General features: G+C 64.3%; 23 protein-coding genes. 9 read left to right on the top strand and 14 right to left on the bottom strand.

Going from position 1 to position 25,545, the window contains the following annotated elements:
* The first annotated feature begins 19 nt into the window (after positions 1-19).
* Positions 20-622, top strand: coding sequence for a nucleotidyltransferase family protein (locus NKI69_RS22385; RefSeq protein ID WP_352611044.1), 603 nt, complete (start codon positions 20-22; stop codon positions 620-622).
* Between the two features lie 268 nt (positions 623-890).
* On the opposite strand, the gene NKI69_RS22380 is transcribed toward NKI69_RS22385, so the two are convergent.
* On the bottom strand, positions 891-1,886 hold the full coding sequence (locus NKI69_RS22380) for an aldo/keto reductase (protein ID WP_023810601.1): 996 nt from the start codon (positions 1,884-1,886) through the stop codon (positions 891-893).
* 96 nt (positions 1,887-1,982) lie between these two features.
* On the opposite strand from NKI69_RS22380, the gene NKI69_RS22375 reads away from it, so the two are divergent.
* The 5 genes from NKI69_RS22375 (at position 1,983) to NKI69_RS22355 (ending at position 6,903) form a co-directional block, all read left to right on the top strand.
* A complete protein-coding gene (locus tag NKI69_RS22375; protein ID WP_023810600.1) occupies positions 1,983-2,873 on the top strand; it encodes a LysR family transcriptional regulator in 891 nt (296 codons plus the stop codon).
* A 58-nt stretch (positions 2,874-2,931) separates the two neighbouring features.
* Positions 2,932-3,504 (top strand): cytochrome b, encoded by a 573-nt coding sequence (locus tag NKI69_RS22370; RefSeq protein ID WP_023810599.1) that lies wholly within the window; start codon positions 2,932-2,934, stop codon positions 3,502-3,504.
* 68 nt (positions 3,505-3,572) lie between these two features.
* On the top strand, positions 3,573-4,148 hold the full coding sequence (locus NKI69_RS22365; protein WP_023810598.1) for a YceI family protein: 576 nt from the start codon (positions 3,573-3,575) through the stop codon (positions 4,146-4,148).
* A 69-nt stretch (positions 4,149-4,217) separates the two neighbouring features.
* Positions 4,218-5,204, top strand: a complete 987-nt coding sequence (locus NKI69_RS22360) for a Gfo/Idh/MocA family protein (RefSeq protein ID WP_023810597.1) — start codon at positions 4,218-4,220, stop codon at positions 5,202-5,204.
* Between the two features lie 40 nt (positions 5,205-5,244).
* Positions 5,245-6,903, top strand: a complete 1,659-nt coding sequence (locus tag NKI69_RS22355) for an FAD-binding dehydrogenase (RefSeq protein ID WP_352722542.1) — start codon at positions 5,245-5,247, stop codon at positions 6,901-6,903.
* Between the two features lie 28 nt (positions 6,904-6,931).
* Here NKI69_RS22355 and NKI69_RS22350 read toward each other — a convergent pair whose 3' ends face one another.
* The 7 genes from NKI69_RS22350 to bcoG form a co-directional block, all read right to left on the bottom strand.
* The gene (locus tag NKI69_RS22350) at positions 6,932-7,870 is read right to left on the bottom strand and encodes an alpha/beta hydrolase (RefSeq protein WP_023810595.1); all 939 of its coding nucleotides are present in this window, start codon (positions 7,868-7,870) and stop codon (positions 6,932-6,934) included.
* 208 nt (positions 7,871-8,078) lie between these two features.
* Positions 8,079-8,861, bottom strand: coding sequence for a carnitinyl-CoA dehydratase (locus tag NKI69_RS22345; protein ID WP_023810594.1), 783 nt, complete (start codon positions 8,859-8,861; stop codon positions 8,079-8,081).
* The gene (locus NKI69_RS22340) at positions 8,854-10,932 is read right to left on the bottom strand and encodes an acetate--CoA ligase family protein (protein WP_023810593.1); all 2,079 of its coding nucleotides are present in this window, start codon (positions 10,930-10,932) and stop codon (positions 8,854-8,856) included. The genes NKI69_RS22345 and NKI69_RS22340 overlap by 8 nt, the downstream gene beginning before the upstream one ends.
* A 3-nt stretch (positions 10,933-10,935) precedes the next feature.
* Complete coding sequence (locus tag NKI69_RS22335; protein ID WP_023810592.1) at positions 10,936-12,099, bottom strand: acyl-CoA dehydrogenase family protein; 1,164 nt, start codon at positions 12,097-12,099, stop codon at positions 10,936-10,938.
* Positions 12,100-12,103: 4 nt separating this feature from the next.
* Positions 12,104-13,207, bottom strand: coding sequence for a carnitine 3-dehydrogenase (locus NKI69_RS22330; RefSeq protein ID WP_023810591.1), 1,104 nt, complete (start codon positions 13,205-13,207; stop codon positions 12,104-12,106).
* Positions 13,204-13,833, bottom strand: a complete 630-nt coding sequence (locus NKI69_RS22325) for an HD domain-containing protein (RefSeq protein ID WP_023810590.1) — start codon at positions 13,831-13,833, stop codon at positions 13,204-13,206. The genes NKI69_RS22330 and NKI69_RS22325 overlap by 4 nt, the downstream gene beginning before the upstream one ends.
* A gap of 22 nt (positions 13,834-13,855) precedes the next feature.
* Positions 13,856-14,773 (bottom strand): 3-dehydrocarnitine:acetyl-CoA trimethylamine transferase BcoG, encoded by a 918-nt coding sequence (gene bcoG, locus NKI69_RS22320; RefSeq protein ID WP_023810589.1) that lies wholly within the window; start codon positions 14,771-14,773, stop codon positions 13,856-13,858.
* A 77-nt stretch (positions 14,774-14,850) separates the two neighbouring features.
* Between bcoG and NKI69_RS22315 the strand changes: the two genes are divergently transcribed.
* The gene (locus tag NKI69_RS22315; RefSeq protein ID WP_023810588.1) at positions 14,851-15,831 is read left to right on the top strand and encodes a GlxA family transcriptional regulator; all 981 of its coding nucleotides are present in this window, start codon (positions 14,851-14,853) and stop codon (positions 15,829-15,831) included.
* A 14-nt stretch (positions 15,832-15,845) separates the two neighbouring features.
* Here NKI69_RS22315 and NKI69_RS22310 read toward each other — a convergent pair whose 3' ends face one another.
* From NKI69_RS22310 to xylA, 3 genes are all read right to left on the bottom strand, one after another.
* Positions 15,846-16,049, bottom strand: coding sequence for a hypothetical protein (locus NKI69_RS22310; RefSeq protein WP_023810587.1), 204 nt, complete (start codon positions 16,047-16,049; stop codon positions 15,846-15,848).
* Positions 16,050-16,226: 177 nt separating this feature from the next.
* Positions 16,227-16,703, bottom strand: a complete 477-nt coding sequence (locus tag NKI69_RS22305) for a GNAT family N-acetyltransferase (RefSeq protein ID WP_023810586.1) — start codon at positions 16,701-16,703, stop codon at positions 16,227-16,229.
* Between the two features lie 252 nt (positions 16,704-16,955).
* Positions 16,956-18,281 (bottom strand): xylose isomerase, encoded by a 1,326-nt coding sequence (gene xylA / locus NKI69_RS22300; RefSeq protein ID WP_023810585.1) that lies wholly within the window; start codon positions 18,279-18,281, stop codon positions 16,956-16,958.
* A 112-nt stretch (positions 18,282-18,393) separates the two neighbouring features.
* Between xylA and NKI69_RS22295 the strand changes: the two genes are divergently transcribed.
* Complete coding sequence (locus tag NKI69_RS22295; RefSeq protein ID WP_023810584.1) at positions 18,394-18,756, top strand: nuclear transport factor 2 family protein; 363 nt, start codon at positions 18,394-18,396, stop codon at positions 18,754-18,756.
* Between the two features lie 197 nt (positions 18,757-18,953).
* Here NKI69_RS22295 and xylB read toward each other — a convergent pair whose 3' ends face one another.
* Complete coding sequence (xylB, locus tag NKI69_RS22290) at positions 18,954-20,408, bottom strand: xylulokinase (RefSeq protein ID WP_352722541.1); 1,455 nt, start codon at positions 20,406-20,408, stop codon at positions 18,954-18,956.
* An 82-nt stretch (positions 20,409-20,490) separates the two neighbouring features.
* Entirely contained in the window at positions 20,491-21,813 is a 1,323-nt protein-coding gene (locus NKI69_RS22285) for a tetratricopeptide repeat protein (protein WP_352722540.1), read from the bottom strand.
* Positions 21,814-22,039: 226 nt separating this feature from the next.
* Between NKI69_RS22285 and NKI69_RS22280 the strand changes: the two genes are divergently transcribed.
* Complete coding sequence (locus tag NKI69_RS22280) at positions 22,040-24,829, top strand: autotransporter family protein (RefSeq protein ID WP_352722539.1); 2,790 nt, start codon at positions 22,040-22,042, stop codon at positions 24,827-24,829.
* A gap of 52 nt (positions 24,830-24,881) precedes the next feature.
* Here NKI69_RS22280 and NKI69_RS22275 read toward each other — a convergent pair whose 3' ends face one another.
* On the bottom strand, positions 24,882-25,505 hold the full coding sequence (locus tag NKI69_RS22275) for a LysE family translocator (protein ID WP_023813669.1): 624 nt from the start codon (positions 25,503-25,505) through the stop codon (positions 24,882-24,884).
* Between the last annotated feature and the right edge of the window lie 40 nt (positions 25,506-25,545).

Genomic DNA, 25,545 nt, shown 5'->3' with positions numbered 1-25,545 from the left:
AATCGCCCTCCAAAGGGCGATGGACCATCTGCGGTATTCCGGACTTCCTTTCGAAGAACAGCGCGCGGCGTTTCTCGCCATCGTGCCTGCCGACCCGCTGGTCCGCGACGCGCTGGCGCGGGCTCGCACGCTCGACCTGCCGGGCTGGCTGGTGGTGTCCGGCGCGCTCTACAACAGTGTCTGGAACCACCTGACCGGCAAGCCTTCGGGTTACGGCATCAAGGACGTTGATCTCTTCTACTTCGATGACAGCGACCTGTCCTACGAGGCCGAGGACGCGGTGATCCGCCGGGCGGCGCGGCATTTCGAGGGGCTAGCGTTGCCGGTCGAGGTGCGCAACCAGGCGCGGGTGCATCTATGGTATCCGCAGAAGTTCTGCCAACCCTGCCCGCGCTATTCGAGCGCCAGCGAATCCGTCAGCTATTTTGCGTCGAAGACCCATGCGGTGGGTGTGCGATACGATGCGGATGGGCAGCTCGAGATCGTGGCTCCATTTGGTCTTGACGATATTTTTTCGTTCCGCATCACACCGAACCGGGTGATGGACAATCAGCGCACGCATGAGGTGAAGGGCAGACGCGCCCAGGAGTATTGGCCGGAGACCACTGTCGTGCCTTGGTAGGGAGTTGCCGGAATGTTGGCGCGAGGCACCCCCCTCTGGCCTGCCGGCCATCTCCCCCGCAAGGAGGGAGATTGGCAACTTCATCGGCGGCACCCTTCTTGCAACGTTGGTGATTGGCGAAAGCCGGCGTGACATCCGATCTCCCCCCTTGCGGGGGAGATGTCCGGCAGGACAGAGGGGGGTGCCTCGCGCCAACGTCACGCAACCTTCTGCACCATCGCGCATGAAAAGGGGCGCCGAAGCACCCCTTCCGCTTACTCACCAGCTTTCACCCATTCACCAGCGCCAACTCCTTCTGCGCATAGCGCCTACCGACCACCTTGTCGGGCGACAGCGCATCGCCAATCGCCTGCACCTCGACAGCGCTAAGTGCAATGTCCGCCGCCGCCGTGTTCTGCTCGAGATGGCGGATTTTGCGCGCACCGGGGATCGGTACGATGAAATCGCCCTGGTGCAGCACCCAGGCCAGCGCCAGCTGCGCCGAGGTTGCGCCCTTTTCAGCCGCCAGCTTTTCCAGCGTGGCGATGACGGCGGCATTGGCTTCCATCGCCTCGGCCTGGAAGCGCGGCAAGGTCCGGCGCCAGTCGTCGTCGCTCAAGGCCTCGGGCTTGGCGATCGTGCCGGTCAGCAGCCCACGGCCGAGCGGGCTATAGGGAACGAAGCCGATGCCGAGCTCGCGGCAGACGGCGAACACCTCGTCTTCCGGGTCGCGGCTCCACAGCGAATACTCGCTCTGCACGGCCGATATCGGATGAACGGCATGGGCCCGGCGGATGCTCGCGGCACTCGCCTCGGACAGGCCAAGCGCGCGCACCTTGCCCTCGCGCACCAGTTCGGCCATGGCGCCGACCGTATCCTCGATTGGCACGTTGGGGTCGACGCGGTGCTGGTAGTAGAGGTCGATCACATCCGTGCCCAGCCGTTTCAGCGAGGCCTCGGCGACCGCCTTGACGTGCTCGGGGCGGCTGTCGACGCCCGCCATGCGGTCGAGGCCTGTGCCTTCCTCCAAAATCTTGAAGCCGAATTTTGTCGCGATCGTCACCTTGTCACGCACCGACTTCAGCGCCTTGCCGAGCAGGATCTCGTTCTCGTAAGGGCCATAGACTTCCGCCGTGTCGAAGAAATTGACGCCGATGTCGACGGCGCGGTGGAGCGTGGCGATCGCATCGGCTTCCGCTTGGCCGCCATAGGCGAAGCTCATGCCCATGCAGCCGAGGCCGACGGGGTAGACGTTCAATTCAGTTCCTAGCTTGCGGGTGTGCATAACGCGTCTCCTTGTTGCGATGTGGCAGAAATAGCGCCTTGCCTTGTGTTCGATAATCGGTTTTCATCCGCACGGGCTGTACTAAAAGATAGATCAATGAATCGAGCGCATCTTTCACAACTGGCGGTGCTGGCGACTGTCGCTCAATGCGGCAGCTTTCGCGGCGCTGCCAGGGAATTGGCCATCGCGCCTTCGGCGGTTAGCCACGCGGTATCCAGCCTCGAAGCCCGGCTTGGCGTGCGCCTGTTGGCACGCAGCACGCGCAGCGTTGCCCCGACCGAGGAGGGCGCGCAACTGCTCGAGCGATTGCGGCCGGCGCTTTCCGAGATCGACCTGGCGCTGGAGACGGCAATCGAAGCGCGCGACCGACCGGCCGGCAATCTGCGGCTGACCGTGCCGCGCACGGCGGCCCATTTGGCGCTGACGCCACGGCTGGGCGCCTTTGCGTCGGCCTATCCCGACATCGTGCTGGAGATCGTCATCGAGGACCGCTTCACCGACGTGGTGGAAGGCGGCTTCGATGCTGGAGTCAGGCTAGGCGAGAGCCTGCAGCGCGACATGATCGCGGTGCGCATCGGGCCGGACCTTCGCGGCGCGGTGGTCGGCGCCCCGGTCTATTTCGAGGTGAGCCCCAAGCCGCTCCACCCGCGCGACCTAGCCGGCCACCGCTGCATCCGCTTCCGCTTCTCCAGCGGCATCCTCTACCGCTGGGAATTCGAGAAAGGCCGCGAGACGATCGAGATGGCGGTGGAGGGACCGCTGATCCTCGATGAGGACCATCTGATCGCGCAGGCGGCGGTCGACGGCGCCGGGCTTGCCTTCGTCTTTGAGGATTATGTCCGCGCCCCGCTCGCCGACGGCAGGCTGATCCGCGTGCTGGAGGATTGGTGCCCGCCCTTCGACGGCTTCTTTGTCTATTATCCGAGCCGCCGTCAGATGCGGCCAGCGCTCAGGGCGTTTGTCGATTTCTTCAAGGTGAGTGGATAGAGCGGGCTCGCCCCTCCCCCTGGTGGAAGAAAACCGGCATCGCGGTCGTTCACCAACGATGCAAACATCGATCACCAATAGCACGACCAGCTACGGCTGGGGCGCGATCATTCTCCACTGGCTGATTGCGCTCATCTTCATCGGCCAGTTCGGACTCGGCTTCGTCATGGTGCGGCTGACCAGCCAGCGCACCGCCTTCGAACTGATCCAGCTGCACAAATCCTTCGGTTTTCTGCTGCTCGGCCTGATCGTCCTGCGCATCGCCTGGCGCCTTGGCAATGTATGGCCGCCGCTGCCGCGCTCGGTCGGGACTCTGGAGCGTCGGGCGGCACCGTTGGCCCATTTTGCGCTCTACGCGTTCCAGCTTGCCTTGCCCTTGTCCGGCTGGGCGCTGGTGTCGGTCTCGATGCTGGAGATTCCCAGCCTGCCGTTCAACCTGTTCATCATGCCGAACCTGCCGCTGGCCGAATCGGATGGTGCCGAAAGCTTCTGGGCGGCGGCGCACTGGTATCTCGGCTATGCCGGCATGGCTCTGGTCGCGCTCCACGTCGCGGCGGCACTGCGGCATCATTTCCAGCTCAGGGATGGCGTGCTCACGCGCATGATCACGCCTTCGTCAGATCCGGAATAGAGCGAGCGGTTCATTCGTTCATGGAGTGAGGGCGCAAGAAATGCGCTGCCTCCAACAAGGAACATCCCATGTACACGCGCATCCTCGGATTTGCGGCGGTCGCCGCTTGCCTTGCCATGCCTGTTTCAGCGGCCGTCGCGCTTGGTGACGCCGCCGGCAGCTATTCGATCAGCCCGGCCAGCTCCAGCATCCGCTTCTCCATCGACAAGGTCGGCGGCGGCGGCCTCAATGGCGCCTTTGCCCGCTTCAAGGGGTCGATCCGCATCGACAACAGCGATGTCGGGCGCTCGCAGGTCAATTTCACCATCTTTCCCGAAAGCGTCGGCACCGGCCAGGGCCGTATCGATGCCTTCCTGCGCTCCGACGCGGTGTTCGATGCCGCCAAGAACCCGGAAATCCAGTTCCGCTCGACCAGTGTGACCCGAACCAGCGACACCACGGCCCTGGTCTCCGGTAGGCTGACGGCGCGCGGCAAGACGTTCCCGGAAAAATTCACGGCCGAGCTTGGCGGTCTCAAGGCTGGCACCATAAAATTCCATGTCACCGGCAAGGTGTTGAGGTCACGCTACGGCATGGATGTCGGCACGCCGATCTATTCCAACATCGTCGACTTCGACATGACGCTGACCGGCAAAAGGGGCTGACCCTCGTCATTGGCTTTTCCGGCAATTTCGGGCAAACCTCGTGGCCTGTAATCGTGATGGAGAAGCCTGATGTTCCGATGGGGTGTGTTGTCGACGGCCAAGATCGGCCGCGAGCATTTGTTGCCGGCCATGGTCGAGGCGGAGAACGGCGTGCTGTCGGCGATCGCCAGCCGCGACCTGTCGAAGGCCAAGGCGCTCGCCGACCGCTTCGGCGCGCGCCATGCCTTCGGCTCCTATGAGGAACTGCTTGCCTCCAATGAGGTCGACGGCGTCTACATCCCGCTGCCGACTTCGCAGCATGTCGAATGGACGGCAAAGGCCATCGAAGCCGGCAAGCACGTGCTGGTCGAAAAGCCGCTGGCGCTCGACGCCAACGACATTCTTCCGCTGATCAAGCTGCGCGACCAGAAAAAGGTGCTGGTCTGCGAGGCCTTCATGGTCATCTACCACCCGCAATGGATCAAGGTACGCGACCTGATCGCCAGCGGCGCCATCGGCCGGCTGCGCCATGTGCAGGGTGCCTTCTCCTACTACAATGTCGACCCCAGCAACATGCGCAACCAGCTCGACCTCGGCGGCGGCGCGCTGCCCGACATCGGCGTCTACCCGACCGTGTCGACGCGCTTTTCGACCGGCAAGGAGCCGCTGCGCGTGCAGGCGACGATCGAGCGCGACCAGAAATTCGGCACCGACATCTACTCCTCGATCCGCGCCGATTTCGGTGACTTCGAACTGTCCTTCTACCTGTCGACGCAGATGGCGGCGCGCCAGGTCATGGTGTTCCACGGTGAGAAGGGTTTCATCGAGTTGTTCTCGCCTTTCAATGCCGGGCTCTACGACCACCACCGCGTCGAACTGCACAACCAGAACCACTCCGAGGCGCAGGTGTTCCGCTTTCCCGGCACGCAGCAGTACCGGCTGGAGGTCGAGACCTTCGCGCGTGCGGCACAGGGCGGCAAGGAGCGCGTCTTCACGCTGGAGGAATCTGTGCTCAACCAGAAAGTCATCGATGCGATCTTCCGCGCCGGCGGCACGGACGGCTGGGAGACCGTCTGACCGCTTGCAATAAAGTAACCGGCTAATTCTGGGAGGAAAGATGGCTGACGATGCGGACGTGATCATTGTCGGCGCTGGCCTTGCCGGGCTGGTTGCCGCCGCCGAGCTTGCCGAGGCCGGCAAGAAAACCATCATCGTCGACCAGGAGCCGGAGCAGTCGCTCGGCGGCCAGGCGTTCTGGTCGTTCGGCGGCCTTTTCCTCGTCGATTCGCCCGAGCAGCGGCGCATGCGCATCCGCGATTCGCATGACCTGGCGCTGGAAGACTGGCTGGGCACCGCGGCTTTCGATCGGCCCGAGGATTTCTGGCCGCGCAGATGGGCGGAAGCCTATGTCGGCTTTGCCGCCGGCGAAAAACGATCCTGGCTGCTGCAGCGCGGCCTGAAGTTCTTTCCCGTGGTCGGCTGGGCCGAGCGCGGCGGCGGCAATGCCATCGGCCACGGCAATTCGGTGCCGCGCTTCCACATCACCTGGGGCACGGGACCGGGAGTGCTCGAACCTTTTGTCCTACGCGTGCGCGAGGCGCAAAAGCGTGGATTGATCAGCTTCAAGTTCCGGCACCGAGTCAATGAACTGACACGGACGGGCGCTGTTGTAACCGGCGTGCGTGGCGACATCCTGCAGCCCAGCGCTGTCGAGCGCGGCCACAAGAGTTCGCGCGAAATATCAGGCGATTTCGAGCTTCACGCCCAAGCGGTGATCGTCGCCTCCGGCGGCATCGGCGCCAACCATCAACTGGTGCGGGAGAATTGGCCCAAGCGGCTTGGCACGGCGCCCAAGCGCATGATCACCGGTGTGCCCGACCATGTCGACGGCCGAATGCTGGCGATCACCGAACGGGCCGGCGGCTCGATCGTCAACCGCGACCGCATGTGGCACTATGTCGAGGGCATCAGGAACTGGTCGCCGATCTGGACCGACCATGCGATCCGCATCCTGCCCGGCCCGTCATCGCTGTGGCTCGATGCGCGCGGCAAGCGCTTGCCGGTGCCGCTCTATCCCGGCTTCGACACGCTGGGCACGCTCTCCCACATCATGAGCACCGGCTTCGATTATTCCTGGTTCATCCTGACCAAGAAGATCATCCAGAAGGAGTTCGCGCTGTCGGGCTCAGAACAGAACCCGGACCTGACCGGCAAGAGCTGGCGCCAGGTGCTCGGCCGCGCCACCTCGGGCATTCCGGGTCCGGTCAAGGCGTTCATGGAAAGAGGTGAGGATTTCATCGTCGAGGCCGATTTGCCGGCGCTGGTCGCGCGCATGAACGCGCTTGCCGGCGGTGAGCCGCTTCTTGAGGTGGCCCAGGTCGAGCGCGAAATCCGCGCCCGCGACCGGCAGCTGGACAACCCGTTCTCCAAGGACATGCAAATCAGCGCCCTGCGCGGGGCGCGCGCCTATCTCGGCGACCGCCTGATCCGCACGGCCAAGCCGCACAAGATGCTCGATCCGGCAAACGGCCCGCTGATCGCGGTGCGCCTCAACATCCTGACCCGCAAGACGCTGGGCGGCCTGCAGACCGATCTCGACAGCCGCGTGCTGGGTGCCGATGGCCAGCCGGTTGCGGGGCTCTACGCTGTCGGTGAAGCCGCCGGTTTCGGCGGCGGCGGCGTGCATGGCTACGCGGCGCTTGAGGGTACCTTCCTCGGCGGCTGCATCTTTTCCGGCCGCAGCGCCGGCCGGGCGGCGGCGGCGGCCGTGCGATAAGGTCCAAACCGCGAGACGATAAAACCGCTCACCAGAGCCAGGCGCCCTGTCCAAGGGCGGCCACCGCATCGACGATCCGGGTAAAACTCGCTCGGGCGCGGCCCACCGTGTGCCGGGCTCTGAGATAGCCATGCACCAGCCCTGGTTCCTCGAACCAATATGCCCGTCCGCCGGCCGCGACGATGCGGTCGCGATAGGCTTCGCCGTCGGACGACAGGGGATCGCATTGCGCGGTGATCAGCACTGTCGGCGGCAGGTTGGCAAAATCGGCATCGGCAAGCGGCGACTGCGTGATGTCGCCGGTGCCGTCTTGCCCGCCGGTGCGGATGTTCTTGTAGAATTCGAGATCGCGCGTGGTCAGCATCGGCGCTTCGGCATGCGTTATGTACGATCCTTGCGACCGGTCGCCGCCGAGGCCGGGATAGATCAGAACCTGGCCGATCGGCCTTTTCGAATGGCCGCGCGTTGCATGGCTGACGGCGGCGCAGAGATTGCCGCCGGCGCTGTCGCCGCACAGCAGGATCGGGTGCGAAGGGGTCGCGGCGGCCCATTCGAAAGCGCTCATCAAATCGTCGAAGGCGGCCGGATGCAGATGTTCAGGCGCCAGCCGATAATCGACCGAGACCACCTCATAGCCGGTGCGGGCACAAAGCTCGGCGCAGACATCGTCATGGCTGTCCAGTCCGCCGAGGATGAAGCCGCCGCCATGGACATAGAGCACCGTCACGGCTGCCTGGAGTGGGCTTCGATAGATACGGGTCGGGATATCGTGCGTGGACGTCGCGATGGCTGAGGTTTCGACAGCAACGCCGTCGGGATAGCCGGCAAAGAATTCGCGGCACATGCGGTCGTAGATCTCGCGCTGCTGCGCGATCGTGTAGTCGATTGTATCCGGCGGGTAATAGGAATTGGTGCGCTCGATGAAGGCCCAGGTCTCGGCGTCGATGAGGGTTTTGTAGTCGGTCATGAGTGAGGCTGCCGAAGTCGAACCTGGGCACCCCCCTCTGGCCTGCCGGCCATCTCCCCCGCAAGAGGGGAGATTGGCAGTTTCGATCGCGGTGCTCTTCTTGCAACGTTGACGATTGGCGAAAGCAGAAACGACATCCAATCTCCCCCCTTGCGGGGGAGATGCCCGGCAGGGCAGAGGGGGGTGTGACGGGACGCCATCGTTCCCACTACTTCCCCTTCCACACCGGATCGCGCTTTTCCGCAAACGCACGAAAGCCTTCCATGCCGTCCTCGGAGCCGTAGAGTGCATCGACCGTCGCCAACTGGCGCCGCGTCACCCTGTTCATCGCATCCTGGAAGGTCAGCGCCTCGGCCACGCGCGCCGTCTCCTTGATCGCGGCAAACACCAGCGGCGGGCCGCCGGCCAGCAGCCGGGCGATCTCCCAGACGCGCTCCTCGAGCTTCTCCTTGGGCAGCACTTCGTTGACCAGGCCCCAGCGATGCGCTTCAGCGACATCCATCCAGCGGCCGGTCAGCAGCAGGTCCATGGCGACATGGTAGGGGATGCGCTTCGGCAGCTTGATCGTTGCCGCATCGGCCAGCGTGCCGGCGCGGATTTCGGGCAGCGCGAAGGAGGAATGGCCGGAGGCGTAGATGAGGTCGCAGGAAAGCGCCAGTTCGAAGCCGCCGCCCACCGCCATGCCGTTGACGCAAGCGATCACCGGCTTGTTGAGGTCGCGCAATTCCTGTAGCCCGGCAAAGCCGCCGACGCCATAGTCGCCGTCGACCGCATCGCCGCCTGCAGCGGCCTTCAAATCCCAGCCGGCGCAGAAGAACTTGTCGCCTGCGGTCTTGACGATGGCGACGCGCAATTCCGGATCGTCTCGGAATGCCTTGAAGGTCTCGCCCATCAGCCGCGAGGTCTTCAGGTCGATGGCGTTGGCCTTGGGCCGGTCGAGCGTGACTTCGAGGATGGTGCCCTCGCGGCGGGTCGAAATGACGTCAGACATTCTTGTTCTCTCCCAGCACCAGCAGTGCGTCGGCGATCCAGGCGCCCTTGCCTTCGGCGCAGACGATCAGCGGGTTGATGTCGAGTTCCTCGATCTCGCCGGCATTCTGCTGCACGAAGGCGGCAATGCCCGAGATGGCGTCGATGGCAGCGGCGACATCGGCTTTCGGCCGGCCGCGATAGCCTTCGAGCAGCGGGAACAGTCTCAGGCCGCGAAGCGCCGCCTCAATATCGTCGCGCGTCGCCGGCAGCATCAGCGTGACGCTGTCGCGCAACAATTCGACCAGCACGCCGCCGGTGCCGAGCGTCATCACCGCGCCGAACATCGGATCGCGGGTGAAGCCGACAATGAGTTCGGCGACACCGTCGCGCACCATGCGCTCGACATAGAGCCCGGTGCCGAGCGGCAGCAGGTCATGCGCTGCGGTGCTGACGGATTCGGCATCCCTGAGATTGAGCCTGACAGCGCCAACTTCGGATTTGTGAGTGACGCCGAGCGCCTTCAGCGCCACCGGGAAGCCGAGCGCCATGGACGAGATCACCGCCTCGACCGCATTGGCGGCGCGTTCGCCCTTCGGCACCGGCAGGCTGGCCTTGATCAGCCGTGACTTCGCCTCGGCCTCATCGGGCGTGACGTGGTCACCGCCAGGCGCACCGGATGCGGACGTGTCGATCGGCTGCGCCTGCGGCTCGTGCCACGCCCAGCCGATGAAGGCTGCCGCCTGGGCGGCGTCCATGGCTTCGGAAATGCCGAACAACGGCACCATGCCGCGTGCCATCAACTCGGCGGTGTATTCCTCCGGCAGGTTCTCCGGCAGCGAGGAGACGATCGCGCCGTGCGCTTTATTGGTCTTCAGTGCCGATTCGAAGGCGCGCAGCGTCGCCCACCAATCGGTGACCGAGCAGCGGTCGGGGCGCGGGAAATCGAGCACCAGCATGTTGAGGTCGAAGCCGCCCGACACCATGGCGGTGAAGGTGGCGGTCATCGCCGGCTCGTTGTTCCAGATGAAGGTGTGATAGTCGAGCGGGTTGGCGACCGCGACCAGCGGCCCGAGCGTCGATTTGACATGGGCGCGGTGGCTGTCGATCAGCACAGGGAAATTGACCCAGCGCCCTTCGGCGCTGTCGGCCATGACGGAGGCCTCGCCGCCGGAGCAGCTCATCGACGACAGCCTATAGCCTGGCAGCGGGCCGGTGATGTGCAGCAGCTTCAGCGCCTCGATGAAGGCGGGGATCGAATCGACTCTCGCAATGCCGAGCCGCCGCAGGAACGCACCCGAGGCCGCGTCCGAGCCGGCCAGCGAGGCGGTATGCGAGACAGTCGCCTGCCTGGCCTGTTCGGAACGGCCGACCTTCATGGCGATGATCGGCTTCTTCAGCTCGCGCGCCCGTGCCGCCAGCCGCTCGAAGCCGGCTACCGAATCGAAAGCCTCGATATGCAGGCCGAGCGACGTGACCCGCTCGTCCTCGATCAGGCCGAGCGCCATTTCGGACAGGCCGGTCTGCGCCTGGTTGCCGGCGGTCATCAGGAAGGCGATCGGCAGGCCGCGCCTTTGCATCGTCATGTTGATGGCGATGTTGGAGGACTGGGTGATGATGGCGACGCCCTTGCCGCCCTCGGCCAGTCTTATCCCGCCATGCTGGTCGGGCCACAGAAGCGCGCCGTCGGCATAATTGATCAGGCCGTAGCAATTCGGCCCGATGATCGGCATCGAGCCGGCCGCCCCGACCAGCTCGGCCTGCAGCCGCTCGCCGTCGTCGTCATAGGCCTCGGTTTCGAGGAAGCCGGCGGCAAAGCAGACGGCGCCGCCGGCGCCGCGTTCGGCCAGCGCCTTGACCACCTCTATGGTCAAATGCCGGTTGACGCCGACAAAGGCGGCGTCCGGCGCGGCCGGCAGGTCGGCGACCGAGCGATAGGCCTTGCGGCCGGCGACCTCGTCCTTGGTCGGATGCACCGGCCAGATCTCGCCGGCAAAGCCCATCTTGATCGATTGCGCGACGACGGCTGCAGCCTGCGCACCGCCGAATACGGCAATCGACTTCGGCCGCAGGAGACGCTCAAGTTTATGCATATGTTATGCCCCAAACGGACGCAGCAGCGCCCGTGAAATGATGTGGCGCTGGATTTCCGACGTGCCCTCCCAGATGCGCTCGACGCGGGCGTCGCGCCAGATGCGCTCCAGCGGCAAATCGTCCATCAGCCCCATGCCGCCATGGATCTGGATCGCTTCATCGGCAACGTATGCAAGCATTTCGGTGGCCTTCAGTTTGGCCATGGCCATGTCCTGGTCGGTGACTGTGCCCTGATCGTACTTCCAGCCGGCTTCGAACACCATCAGGTCGGCGGCCTTCAGTTCGGTCGCCATGTCGGCAAGCTTGAATGATACGCCCTGGAACTTGCCGATCTGCTGGCCGAATTGCTGGCGCTGCGCGGCATATTCGACGGCATGGCCAAGCGCCCGCTCGGCGCGGCCGAGGCAGGTGGCGCCGACCTGCAGCCGGGTGGCGCCGAGCCAGGAATTGGCGACGTCGAAACCCTTGTGGACTTCGCCCAACACTTGGGCGGCGGGCAGCCGGCAATCGTCGAATTCGAGGATGGCGTTGGTGTAGCCGCGATGCGAGACGTTGCGGTAGCCATCGCGGACGGTGAAGCCCTTCGTCCCTTTGTCGACGAAGAAGGCGGTGATCTTCTTGCGTTTGCCGCGCGGCGAATCCTCTTCGCCTGAGGCCATGAAAACGATGGCAAAGTCGGCGAGGTCGGCGTGGGAGATAAAATGCTTGGTGCCGTTCAGCACCCAGTCGTCGCCGTCCTGCACCGCCGTCGCCTTCATGCCGCGCAAATCGGAGCCTGCGCCCGGCTCGGTCATCGCCAGACAGTCCCATTTCTCGCCGCGGATGCAGGGGAACAGATACTTCTCGCGCTGCTCGGGCGTGCCGGCCAAGAGGATGTTGGAGGGCCGCGCCACGCAGGTCCAGTGCAGCGCATAGTTGGCGCGGCCGAGTTCCTTTTCGTAGAGCAGCCAGGTCACCGTATCCAGGCCAGCGCCGCCGACATCGGCCGGCATGTTGGCGGCATAGAGCCCGGCTTCGATCGCCTTGACCTTGATCTCCTCGATCAGGTCGCGGCGCAGCACGCCGGTGCGCTCGACCTCGCGCTCATGCGGGTAAAGCTCGTTCTCGACGAACGCACGCGTCGTCTCGACGATGAGCCTCTGTTCCTCCGACAGCCCGAAATCCATGCTCTCAGCCTTTCTTCTTGCCGGTCTTTTTCTTCGGCTTTTCGGCTCTCTTGACCGGTTTCAAGGCTTTGGCCTTCTCGGCCGCCTTGGAGGCCGTGGGCTTCTTCGCCGCCAGCTTGGCCAACTGCCTGGTATAGTCCTTGTGCAGGGCGCCGGCGCCCCAGCCCTTGCCTTTGTTCTGCTTCGACAGCGCATCCATGATGGCGACCAGATTGTCGTCGCGGATCTTTTCCAGTTCGCGGATCGACAGGCCATGCGCCTGGTCGTCCGACTGCGTGGCGATCAGGTCGACCAACTCGTCGTTGAACTCCGGCACATCCATCAGCTTGGTCCATGGCCATTTCAGGCAGGGCCCGAACTGCGCCATGAAGTGGCGCATGCCGGCCTCGCCGCCGGCGACGCGATAGACCTGGAACATGCCCATCTGCGCCCAACGCAGGCCGAAGCCGTAGCGCATGATGTCGTCGAGTTCCTCGACCGTGCAGATGCCGTCCTTGATCAGCCACAGCGCCTCGCGCCATGCCGCTTCGAGCAGGCGGTCGCCGACGAAGGCCTCGATCTCCTTGCGGATGACGACCGGCTTCATGCCGATCGAGGCATACATCTCCTTGGCGACCTCGATCGCCTCGGGAAAGGTCTGCTCGCCGCCCACGATCTCGACCAGCGGCAGGAGATAGACCGGGTTGAACGGATGGCCGACGACCAGCCGCTCCGGATGCTTCTTCATCGCCACCTGCATGTCGGTCGGCTTGATGCCGGAGGTCGATGAGCCGACAATCGCATTGGCCGGCGCGTGGGTATCGATCTCGGCGAGCACCCGGTGCTTGAGGTCGAGCCGTTCCGGCACGCTTTCCTGAATGAAATCGGCATCGGCCACTGCCTCGGCGATGGTCTTGGCGAAGGTCAGCTTGCCCTCCTTGGGCAGGCCGCCGGGCACCATCTGCTTGTAGGCGCGGCGCGCGCCCTTCATCACTTCGCCGACCTTGCGCGACGCCTCGGGATCGGGATCGAAGATCGACACGTCGATGCCGTTGAGCAGCAGCCGCGCCACCCAGCCGGCGCCGATGACGCCGCCACCGATGGCGGCTGCCTTGTTGATGATGCTCATGCGGAAGCTCCGGTTCTGGTCATGGCGGTTGTGGGATCTATGAGCGGCACGCGTTCGCCGGCGCGGATCACGGACGGGTCGTAGGCCTTGCGGGCAAAGGCTTCGAGCACGAAGGGCCGGAAGAATTCGATCGGCAGGGTGTCATAGTCGGGGTCGAAGCTCGACTGGTCCCAGCGTTCGCAAAACTGGTCGCAATCGTCGAAATAGGCGTGGCCGGCAAAGCGGTCGCGCGCATGGCGGTTACCGCCCAGATGATGGGCATAGTAGAGCCGCTGGAAGTCGCCATGCTTTTCCACCACCCAGGTGCATTGTTCGCGCACGAAGGGTTTCAGGATCGAAGCGGCATATTCGTCGTGATTGTATGGCGCGTAAATGTCGCCGATGTCGTGCAGCAGCGCGCAGGCGATCCAGTCGGTGTCGGCGCCGTCGCGCCAGGCACGCGTCGCCGCCTGCAGCGAATGGCCGAGCCGGGTGATCTTGTAGCCCGACAGGCCCGCGTCGAGCTGCACCAGCGCATCGAGCAGCCGCTCGCCTGTCCTTGCCGCATAGTCGATCTCATGCGCGGTCAGGAACTCGTAGTCGTCCCGGTCGCCATCCTTCATCGCGGTGAATTTTACGGTAGTCATGCCGACCCTCCCGATGAATAATTTATGCCGCGATCGGCGCCCGCTTGGTGAGGTTGAGCTTTTGCCGCACCTCTTCCGGCCCAAGAATCCTGGCGCCGAGATTGGTGACGATGCTGGCGGCACGCTCGACCAGCTGCGCATTGGTCGCCAGCACGCCCTTGTCGAGCCACAGATTGTCTTCGAGACCTACCCTGACATTGCCGCCAGCCAGCACCGCCGCCGCGGCATAGGCCATCTGGTTGCGGCCGATGGCGAAGGCCGACCAGTTCCAGGTGGACGGGACATTGTTGACCATGGCCATGAAGGTGTTGAGGTCGTCAGGCGCACCCCACGGCACGCCCATGCAGAGCTGCACCAGCGCATCAGGGTTGAGTACTTTTTCCTCGACCAGCTGCTTGGCGAACCACAGATGACCGGTGTCGAAAGCCTCGATCTCCGGCTTGACGCCGAGCGCCGTCATCATGCCGCCCATGGCGCGCAGCATGCCGGGCGTGTTGGTCATGACATAGTCGGCTTCGGCGAAATTCATGGTGCCGCAGTCGAGCGTGCAGATTTCCGGCAGGCACTGGCGCACATGTTCCATGCGGTTGGTGGCGCCGCCCATGTCGGTGCCTTTTTCGTTGAGCGGCAGCGGCGCTTCCGGCGATCCGAACACCATGTCGCCGCCCATGCCGGCGGTCAGGTTCAGGATGACGTCGACTTCCGCCGCGCGGATGCGCTCGGTCACTTCGCGGTAGAGATGCACATCGCGCCTCGGCTTGCCGGTTTCGGGATCGCGCACATGGCAGTGCACGATCGCCGCACCCGCCTTGGCTGCGTCGATGGCGGAATCGGCGATCTGCTTGGGCGAGCGTGGCACATGCGGGCTGCGGTCCTGCGACCCGCCGGACCCGGTCACGGCACAGGTAATGAAGACCTCACGGTTCATCGCAAGCGGCATGGAACTCTCCTCCGATAGAAACAGACCACAACAATGCCCGACTTGCCGGAAACTGTTTTGCGCTTTACGAAGCTTCCATGACAAAAAGCGAAAAACCGACGATCTTTCGCGCCGAGCGTCTGCCGCTCAAGGTGACGCTGCTGGTGTTTTCCGGCTCGTCGATCATGTGCGTGGCCTCGGCCGTCGATCCGCTGCGCGCCGCCAACCGTATCTCCGGCGAGACCCTGTTCGATTTTCGGCTGGTCTCGGTGACCGGCGAGGCTCCGGTCACCACATGCGGCCTGCCGGTGGCGGTCAGTGGCCGTTTCGACGCGGGCGAGCCAACCGACGTCCTTGTCGTCGTCGCCGGCTTCGGCACCCAGAACTATGCAACTTCGGCTTTGTTGTCCGGACTGCGCCGGGCCGCACGCACGGCGCGTGCTTGCGGCGGTGTCGAGGCGGGCACTTGGCTGGTGGCACGCGCCGGCCTGCTGGAAGGGCGCAGCGCCACCACCCACTGGGAGGACATGGAGGATTTTTCCTCGGCCTTCCCTGGCGTCGATGTCCGCCCGGATCGCTACGTCATCGACGGGCCGGTGTTCACCTCGGGCGGCGCTTCGCCGACCTTCGACCTGATGCTGCATCTCATCCGCACGCGGCTCGGCATGGCGGTGGCGCTCGATGTCGCCAGCGTCTTCATCTATGACCAGGCGCGCGCCGCCACCGACGCACAGCCGCTGGTCTCGCTCGGCCGGCTCGACGGCTACGATCCGCGGCTGGCGCATGCGATCCGGCTGATGGAAGCGCATGTCGACCAGCCTCTGACCATAGAGGCGGTGGCAAAGCGTGCCGGGGTGACGGCACGGACGCTGGAAAGCATCTTTCGCAAATCTATCGGCGAGACACCGGGCGCCTATTACCTCAGGCTGCGCCTCGGCGCCGCGCGCCGGCTGGTGGTCGATACGAGGGTTGCCATGGCCGATATTGCCGGGCGGACCGGGTTCTCGTCCGCCGCCGCATTTTCGAGAGCGTTTTCAAGGACTTTCGGCGAAGCGCCGGTCAGATTGCGGAGGGGGTAGGTTTCAACGGGCGATCACGCCGCGTTCTGACGGTCGCCGTCGATCTGCGAGCGCATCTGCCTGGCCAGACGGGTCTCGAAGCGGCTGGCGACAGCGCGATCCCATTCGTTCGCAATCTTGGCGTCGTCGGATTTCCTCGGCATCGCCATCAGCCGGTCGATGATCGATCCGGCCTCGCCAGGTGAGAGCAGGGCGTCGATTTCACGTTCGTTCTGCATATCGGTTCGCCTCCTTCTTCCTCTCCCGCCACGAGCCAGTCTTATACGAGATTCGTGACGGCAGTTTGAAGGCAAGAGCGAGGTCATTGAAGGGCGTCGAAGGGCAAAACCATGTCGCGGGACCGGGCAATGCGCAAAGCTGTTCCTGCGCCTTGGCAGGTCAGGTCAAGGAGAGATCTACAGCCGCTTTTCGAACAGCACCGTGGTGAAGCCACTGTCCCATTCGTCGTCTGGATAGCGGTTTTTCTCGATATAGCCGACCGCCTTGTAGAGTGCTTGTGCGGGCAGATTGAACGTGTCGGTTTCCAGCCGCGCCTGCGCCAATCCGGCGGCGCCGATCGCCTGTTCGGCGTGGGAAAGCAGCTTGCGGCCGACACCTTGCCCTTGACGGGATGCCGTCACGTGCAGGGCCTCGATGAAATCCGCGCGCCAATGGATCAGGCCGGCGACCTCGCCATCGATCTCGGCAACGGCGAATTCAGGCCAGCTCTGGTCGACATAGCGCCCGCCAATATCCGTCTCGACATAGCGCCGCGCCGCTGCTTCGGTGATGTTCGGCAGCCATGTGCCTTCGAAGGTTTCATGCAGCACCTGCTTCAACGCCGGAATATCGCTCGCCTGCGCCGGGCGCACGATGGTTCGATCCTCTGCCATTTTCCGTCTCCCGCCAATGCATGTCGCCCAAAAGCGCACAGCGATTTTGGGATGGCGACATGCATAAAATAAAGGCTGCCGCACGGGCCCTCTTTCGGCGGCACGCGTGGCATCTTGATCACACGCTGGCTGCCGAAGATCTGTGCGATCCTCGGCAGCCTCGTGCGAAGTGGGCTGACTAGCAGATGGCGATGGCGGCGGCTTTCAGCCAGTGGTGTCGGATGTCGGTCCAGAGATGGAGCGGCGCGCGCCTTACACGTAGCGGTTGACGATATTTTCCAGCAGTTCCTGGCGACCGGACCTCGGCTGCGGCTCGATCTTCTTCTTGACGACGCGCTCGGCGATATCCTCCAGCGTGCGCTTGCCGGCGAGCATCGCCTTGCCCTCGGCCGTGTTCCAGCCGGCATAACGTTCGGCCAGCGGCGCCGATAGCGCCTTGTCCTCGACCATGCCGGCCGCGGCTTTCAGGCCGCGTGCGCAAGAATCCATGCCGCCGATATGGCCGATCAGCAGGTCCTGCGGATCGAGCGACTGGCGGCGCAGCTTGGCGTCGAAATTGGTGCCGCCGGTCTTGAAGCCGCCGGCCTGCAGGACCTGATAGTAGGCCAGCGCCATTTCCGGCACGTTGTTGGGGAACTGGTCGGTGTCCCAGCCCGACTGGTAGTCGTTGCGGTTCATATCGATCGAACCGAAAATGCCGAGCGCATTGGCCAGAGCCAGTTCGTGCTCAAAGGAATGGCCGGCCAGGATGGCGTGGCCCTGCTCGATATTGACCTTGACCTCCTTCTCCAGCCCGAAGCGCTTGAGGAAGCCGTAGACGGTGGCGACATCGTAATCGTACTGATGCTTGGTCGGCTCCTGCGGCTTCGGCTCGATCAGGATCGTGCCCTTGAAACCGATCTTGTGCTTGTAGTCGACGACCATGCTGAGGAACCGGCCGGCCTGTTCCTGCTCGCGCGCGAGGTCGGTGTTGAGCAGCGTCTCATAGCCTTCGCGCCCGCCCCACAGCACGTAGTTTTCGCCCTTCAGCCGCTTGGTGACGTCGATGCAGCTTTTTACCGTCGCCGCCGCGTAGGCAAAGACGTCCGGATCGGGATTGGTGGCCGCACCCGACATGAAGCGGCGATTGGAGAACAGATTGGCGGTGCCCCAAAGCAGCTTGACGCCGGTCTGCTTCATCTTGCCCGCGAAGTAATCGGCGATCTCGTCGAGGCGCGCGGCACTTTCGGAAAAGTCCTTGCCCTCCGGCCGCACATCGGCGTCATGGAAGCAGAAATAGGGCGCGCCGAGCAGCGAGAACATCTCGAAGGCGACGTCCGCTTTCAGTTTTGCCAGCTCCATCGTGTCGGTGCCGCCTGCCTTGGGAAACCACGGCCGGTCGAAGGTCTGGCCGCCGAACGGATCGCCGCCCGGCCAGGCAAAGGAGTGCCAGTAGGCCACGGCGAAGCGCAGATGATCTTCCAACCGCTTGCCGGCGACGACCTCGTCGGGATTGTAGAACCTATAGGCCAGCGGATTGGTCGAATCCGGCCCTTCATATTTGATTTTCTTGATGTCGCCGAAGAATCCGCTGCTCATGATTTCTGTCCTCTCACAAAGTTCTGCCGCCATTACCTCAGGCGTAATTGGTTTCAGGCCAGCGCTGGTCGAAAAAGGTCATGTCAAAGCCACCAAACGAAGGAGACAGACCATGACCGACCTCACCAAGATCGCTGAAAACTACATCACCGCCTGGAACGAAAGCGATGCCGGCCGCCGGGCCGAATTGCTCAAGGCGACCTTCACGGAAGACGTCAGCTATCGTGATCCGCTCATGCAGGGCGACGGCCATGAAGGCGTCACGGCTCTGATCGACGGCGTGCAGCAGCGCTTTGCCGGCTTCCGGTTCTCGCTGAAGGGCACGCCGGATGGTTTTGCCGACAAGATCCGCTTCTCGTGGAACCTCGGACCTGAGGGGACGCCTTCGGTGATCGAAGGTACCGACATCGGAATCATCGAGAACGGCCGCCTGAGGAGCGTCACCGGCTTTCTCGACAAGGTGCCTGCGCAGTAAGGACTTCTGGGGGAGGCGGGCGTGAAGCGCCCCCCTCTGGCCTACCGGCCATCTCCCCCGCAAGGGGGGAGATTGGTTGGCATCCGCGCCTTCGCCAATCACCCACCTTGCAGGACTGGCATACCCGCCAACGCTGCTAATCTCCCCCCCCGCGGGGGAGATGCCCGGCAGGGCAGAGGGGGGTGCCTCGCGCTCACTCACGCGGTCACGCTCTTAATTGCCGGGTACAGCGACCGGTAGCGCTGATATGCATCCGCATACGCCCCAGCGAGCGCAGCGTCCGGTTCAACGGTAGCATCCGTCCTGGGCGCCGTGCACACAGCCAGCGGATCGGCATCCGTTGCCGCAATCAGACCGAGCCGTGCGGCACCAAAGGCGGCGCCGAAATCGCCGTCGGCGGGAATGTCGACAGGCAGTTGAAGCGCGGTGGCAATCGCCTTCAACCAGTAGTGCGAGCGCGAGCCGCCGCCGATCGCCGTCACCCGCGTCAAGGTCGTGCCGGCCGTGGCCAGGGCTTCGAGGCTGTCGCGGAAGGCAAAGGCCACACCCTCCAGCACGGCCTGGGTCAGCACGGCACGGCTCGATTCATGCGCCAGCCCGGTGAACGCGCCGCGAATGGCGGCATCATTGTAGGGTGTGCGCTCACCCGAAAGATAAGGCAGGAAGGACACGCCGCTGGGCGCCTTCAATGTGTCGCCGAGCTGAGCGGTCAATTCGCCGGCGCTCTTCCCGGTGATTTCGGACAGCCAGTTGAGCGAATCCGTCGCCGACAGGATGACCCCCATCTGATGCCAGGTGTTCGGCAGGGCGTGGCAGAAGGTGTGAACCGCGCTAGCCGGGTTGGGCAGGTAGGAAGCGTTGGCGGCAAACAGCACGCCCGATGTGCCGAGCGAGACGAAAGCGTGGCCGGCGCCGACCGTGCCCATGCCGCAGGCCGAGGCCGCATTGTCGCCGGCGCCGCCGGCGATCGGAATGCCGGCCTGGACGCCCCATTTCGATGCCAATTCGCTGCGCAGTGCGCCTGCCTTGTGCGTACCCTCAACCAGCGACGGCATCTGCCTCTCGTCGAGCGACGTCGCTGCGAGCAGGTCCGTACTCCAGCGCCGCTTGCCGACATCGAGCCAGGAGGTACCGGCAGAATCCGACATTTCCGAAATGTGTTCGCCCGAAAGCCAGAGCCGCAGGAAGTCCTTGGGCAGCAGCACTTTTGCGACCTTGGCGAAGAGAGCGGGTTCGTTGTTTTTCACCCAGGCAAGTTTCGGCGCGGTGAAACCGGGAAAGACGATGTTGCCGGTCAGGGCGCGGAAGCGCGGATCGGCGTCGAGCACGGCCGCCTCGGCATGGCTGCGCGTGTCGTTCCACAGGATGCAGGGACGCAGCACCTTGTCGGCGGCGTCGAGCAGCGTGGCGCCATGCATCTGCCCGGACAGGCCAATGCCCTTGACTGCCGCGAGTTCATCCGGATGGGAGGATCTGAGTTCGGCGATTGCGTCTTCGCAGGCCCGGATCCAGTGCTCGGGATTCTGTTCCGACCAGCCGGGATGCGGCCGTGAAACATCAAGCGAACCGTGGCCGGAACCGATGACGGTTTGCCCGGCATCGATCAGCAGCGCCTTGACGCCCGACGTCCCGAGATCGAGGCCCAGATACATGTCTTCCTCCCACGCCAGTTAATTTTTTCGGGTCTCGAAAAAATCTGACTTGGCCAGTTTTTAAAACAAGATCCGCTTCGGGTCAATTCTCCGACAAATCGGCGGCGCGTCGCACAAACAGCGCTGACAGCGGACTGTCGGGCCGCGCCATCGAACGCTCCGCCGTGAGCGCCCTGGCCAGCGCACCGTCACCGGCGCGCAACGCTGCCTCGATCAGCGTCAGGTCGATAACATCGCGCTGAGCGTGGCTGCCGCCGAAGCGATGGGAGATCGAGCGGATCGGCCGGATCAGGCGCACGGCCTCGGTGTAGCTGCCCTCACCGAATGCCTTGATGGCGAGCGTCAGCGGATGGCCGACATCCCGCGTGAAAGCCGCATTGTCATCGCTGCCACGCATGGCCTCGCGCTGCGCCTCGAGCAAAGCGAGGGCCGGCGCATCGAACCCTGCACCGACAAAGGCCATCATCGCGTGGGCATCGTTGAAGGCATAAAGGCCCGCTCCGGCCTTGCGCCAATTGGCGGCAAGCGCTGCCCAGCGGTCGCCGACATCGACGCTGCCCAGGGCGAGCCGCCACAGGACTGCCGAGGCATCGACCATGTTGAGCGCCATCGTCGATTGCACGCTGTAGATAGGGCCGTCATAGAGGGCCAGCACCGCGTCGGTTTCGCCGAGATCGTAATGGAACAGCGCCAGGTGCCACCAATTGTGCACCTGCAGGAAGCTCTCCCTTGTCCACGCTTCCGGGTTGGCCTGCATCCAGGCGATGCCATCCCTTTGCCGGCTCTGCATTTCCATGACATGGGCGACGGCGTGCTGGGCCCAGCCATCGCGCGGCTCCATGTCGACCGCCGCGCGGCCAAGCTGCTCGGCCCTGACATAGTCACCCATTTCCTCCAGCCCGAAGGCCTGCATGCCGAGCATGGCGTGGTAGCCGGGCATGCCGCTTTGCCATGACGGCAGGGCCCGCGCGATGCGGTCGCGCAGCATGCGTGCATTGCCGGTGAAGAAATCGATCTGGTGGCCGACCTGCAGCGCCAGCCCGTCGCGGGGGGTCTCGATGGTGATGTCCTCGAGAATGCGGCTGGCTTGATGCCATCGTCCGCCGGCGAGATGCCCGAGGGCCGAGACATGCGCCCGCTCGCGCGTGGTCGCGGCAAGCGGCAGTGCGGTCTCATGGCAGGCCTTGGCCACGGCCGTCGCCTCCCGCTCGGTGGCGAGGCCGAACAGATAACCCTTGAAGACATGCGCCATGACGAAGCCGGGATTTTCCGCGATGGCGCGGTCGACGGAGGCTACGGGATCGCCGACGAAGCACTGCAGTTCACGCACTGCCTGGCTGTAGGGGGTGAATCCCGCCTCCGTGGCGCCCGAAAGTGCCAGGCCGAATGCGTCCCTGGTTGCCATGCGATGTCCTTCTGTCGACCCGTGACAGGCCCTCGATCCTTCGGCCCAAACCGATCCTAAAGCATGGGCCACGGCAACGCCAACCGCGCGCTACGCCAGGTCATTTGAGTAGTCTTTGCAGTTTAGCAACCATGCGAGGCAGATTAGGCTTTGTAAAATCGAATGAATTGTGTCTTCATTACGGCGACTGGCGGGGGCTGGAAATCGCGAATCGAGAGGGGACGCGATGCGGCATATGAAGAACTCACTTCCGAACAGTCGTTCGGAGGATGTGCAGGTGGCAGTTGCTTCGCTACGGCGAAAGCCGCAGCCGCTACACCCGTGGCTTATTAGCATCCTCTCAACTACGGCTTTTGCGTTGCTGCCCAACTCCGCCGCGTTTGCCGCATGCGTGCTGGGTCCATCCGCCGGAAACACCGTCTACACCTGTGATAGCGGCGACTCAGGCGGCAGCCTCGCCGATCCCGATGGCGACAACACGCTGAATTTTCCCGCCGGCGGCACCGGGCAGATATCAGGCAACGTGACCTTTGGTGTAGGCACGGACCGCATCGATATGCAGTCAGGCACCATCACCGGCGCCGTCGATCAGGGTGGCGGCACGGATTTCTTCACTATCGGCGCGGGTACCGTCGCCGGCAATGTCCAGCAGGGCGCCGGCATCGACGACTTCAACATGAGCGGCGGCCAGATCGGCTCGCTCAACCAGGGCGACGGCCTCGACACCTTCACCATGACCGGCGGACGCATCGTCGATTTCTTTGACGATGGCGACCGCGCCGTGATGACCGGTGGCCGCATCGGCCGCGTCAACATGAAGCTCGACCAGAATTATTTCAACATGTCGGGCGGCACCATCGACCGCAACCTCGTCACCGGCTTCGACAAGGACACGATCATCCTCTCGGGCGGCACCATCGGCGGCAACATCAGCGTCAGCGGCGGCAATGACAGCGTCACGGTCACCGGCGGTACGGTCGGTGGCGATATACTGATGAGCTTTGGCGCCGACAGTTTCGTCTGGAATGGCGGCGGCATCATCTATGGCGCCGTCGACCTCGGCGGCGACAACGACACCGCCGAACTCAGCAACCTCACCAACGCCAATATCGGTGCCACGGATGCCATATCAGGTGGTGCCGGCACCGATGCGCTGACCCTGGACAACGTCAAACTGGATGGGGTCAGCCGCCTTCAGAACTGGGAAAGCATCGACGCCACCAACGACACCGAGCTGACGATGGACAGCAATCTGGTGCTCGGCGATAGCGGCACCGGCACAGGTTCGCTCAGTGTCGATGCCGCAAGCACGCTCTATGGCGGCGGCTTCAATTCGGCGATCCAGGCGTTTACGGCGGGTCAGTTGGCGCAGGTCACCAATGCCGGCCGCATCGACCTGACCAATGGCAGTACCGGTGCCACCGACAGCCTGACGATTTCGGGCAATTATGTCGGGCTGGGTGGCCTGCTGCTTATCCAGACCGAGCTCGGTGACGATTCCTCCGCATCCGACAAGTTGGTCCTGTCGAGCGGAACGGCTTCCGGTTCGACCGGCATCTCCGTGGTCAATCTCGGCGGCGCGGGGGCTGCGACCACGCAGGACGGCATCATGGTCGTCCAGGCAATCAACGGCGCCACCTCGGGCGCCACGACATTTGCGCTCGACGCCCCGGTCGCCGCCGGTGCCTTCGAATATTACCTGTTCAAGGGCGGCGTCAGCGCCGGCAGCGAGGAGAACTGGTACCTGCGCTCCACGCTGAACACGCCGGCCCCGCCGGCCGCAGCCCCGCCGGTGCTGGAACCTGCTGCGCCGCCGGAACCTGAGCCGCCGGCGGCCGAACCGCCACCGCCGCCGCCCATCGACCCTGCGCCGCCGCCGCCGCCGGAATCCACCCCCGGCGACCCCGATCCGGTTGATCCGGCGCCGCCGGTCGTGCCGACCGATCCGCCGCCCGCGACACCACCGGCACCACCGCCGGCACCAGTGGCAGATCCCCCCCCGCCGCCGCCGGTGGTGCCAACGGAGGTGCCCGACCTACCGACACCAGCGGCGGGCGAGGAGATCCTGCTCTATCGCATCGAGGTTCCGGTCTATTCGGCCTTGCCGCCGGTCGCCGAACATCTGGCGATGACGACGCTCGGCACCTTCCACGAACGGCGCGGCGAGCAGAGCCTGTTGTCGAACACCGAGCTGTCGCCGGTCTGGGGCCGCATCTTCGGTCAGGACAGCAAGATGGCGTATTCAGGAACGGTATCGCCGTCCTTCGACGGCACCCTGTTCGGCCTTCAGGCGGGCTTCGATCTGTTCGGCCGCGAAACCGCGTCGGGCCAGACCGATCGCGCCGGCCTGTTCGTCGCCTATGCCAGCATGAATGGCGACGTGCGCGGCCAGGCGCTGGGCTGGGACAATCTGTCCGTCGGCAGCATGGATATCAACGGCACCAGCGTCGGCGGCTACTGGACCCGGATCGGTCAGGGTGGCTGGTACCTGGACGGCGTCCTCATGGCCACCTTCTTCGGCGGAAACGCAACATCGTCGCGCGACATCGGCATCGATGTCGGCGGGACCGGCATCACCGCTTCGCTGGAAGGCGGCTATCCCATCGCGCTGGGGCAAGGCTGGACGCTTGAACCGCAGGCGCAACTGGTCTGGCAGCAACTGTCGCTCGACGATGCGTCGGACCGCTTTGCTTCGGTTTCCTTTGATACGGACGGCAGCGTGACCGGCCGGCTCGGCGCACGGCTGCAAGGCGAAACAACGATCAATGGCATGGCGCTGCAGCCGTACCTCAAGGCCAACATCTGGCACGATTTCGGCGGCACGAGCCATGTCAATTTCGACACCACCGATATCTCCACCGAGGGCAGATCGACCTCGTTCGAATTCGGTGGCGGTGTGATCGCCAAGGTGACGGACAAGGTCAGCATCTTCGCCACCGGCGACTACACCACCAATCTCGGCGGCGACGAGCGTCGGATCCTCGAAGGCAATCTGGGGTTCAGCGTCAAATGGTAAGGCCGGTCATGACCCCGAAAAACAGTTTCGGGGTCACGGCCAGACAGAGAGCCTAATTGCTGGAACGCATCGCCACCGTGGCGATGCCGGCGCCAACCAGCAGCGTGCCGCCGGTGCGGTTGAAGATGCGGATCGCCTTGGGATTGCGCACCACGTTGCGTGCGCGTGAGGCGATCAGCGCATAGCCGAAAGCATTGGCGAAGGCGAGCGCCAGGAAGGTCGTCTCGAAGATCAGCATCTGCGTCCAGAAATCGGCGTGCCGGTCGAGGAACTGCGGCAGGAAGGCGACGAAGAAGGTGATGCTTTTCGGATTGAGCGCGGTAACCAGCCAGGCGTGTGCCATCATCTTGGCCGAGGAGACCGCGTCGGTGCGCGGTTCGGCTTTCAACGCGCCGCCTGCGCGAAACAGTTTCACGCCGAGATAGATCAGATAGCCGGCGCCGATCAGCTTCAGGATGGTGAAGACGGTCGCCGAAGCCGCCAGCAGCGCGCCGATGCCCAGCATCGACAAGGTCATCGCGGTGAAGTCGCCCAGCGCCACGCCGACGGCCATCGGCAAGGCGGTACGCCAGCCCTGGCCCAGCGCGTAGGACACGACGAGAAGGATGGTCGGACCCGGAATGATGAGGAGGATCGTCGACGCGGCGGCGAAGGCGGCCCAGTTTTCGAAGGACATGCTCGTCTCCTTTGAGCTTAAAGAAGAGGATAAATCCTTA

Origin of the sequence: Mesorhizobium sp. M0491, from assembly GCF_040321265.1 — a bacterium.
Taxonomy (GTDB): domain Bacteria; phylum Pseudomonadota; class Alphaproteobacteria; order Rhizobiales; family Rhizobiaceae; genus Mesorhizobium.
This window is presented reverse-complemented; position numbering and strand designations above follow the sequence as displayed.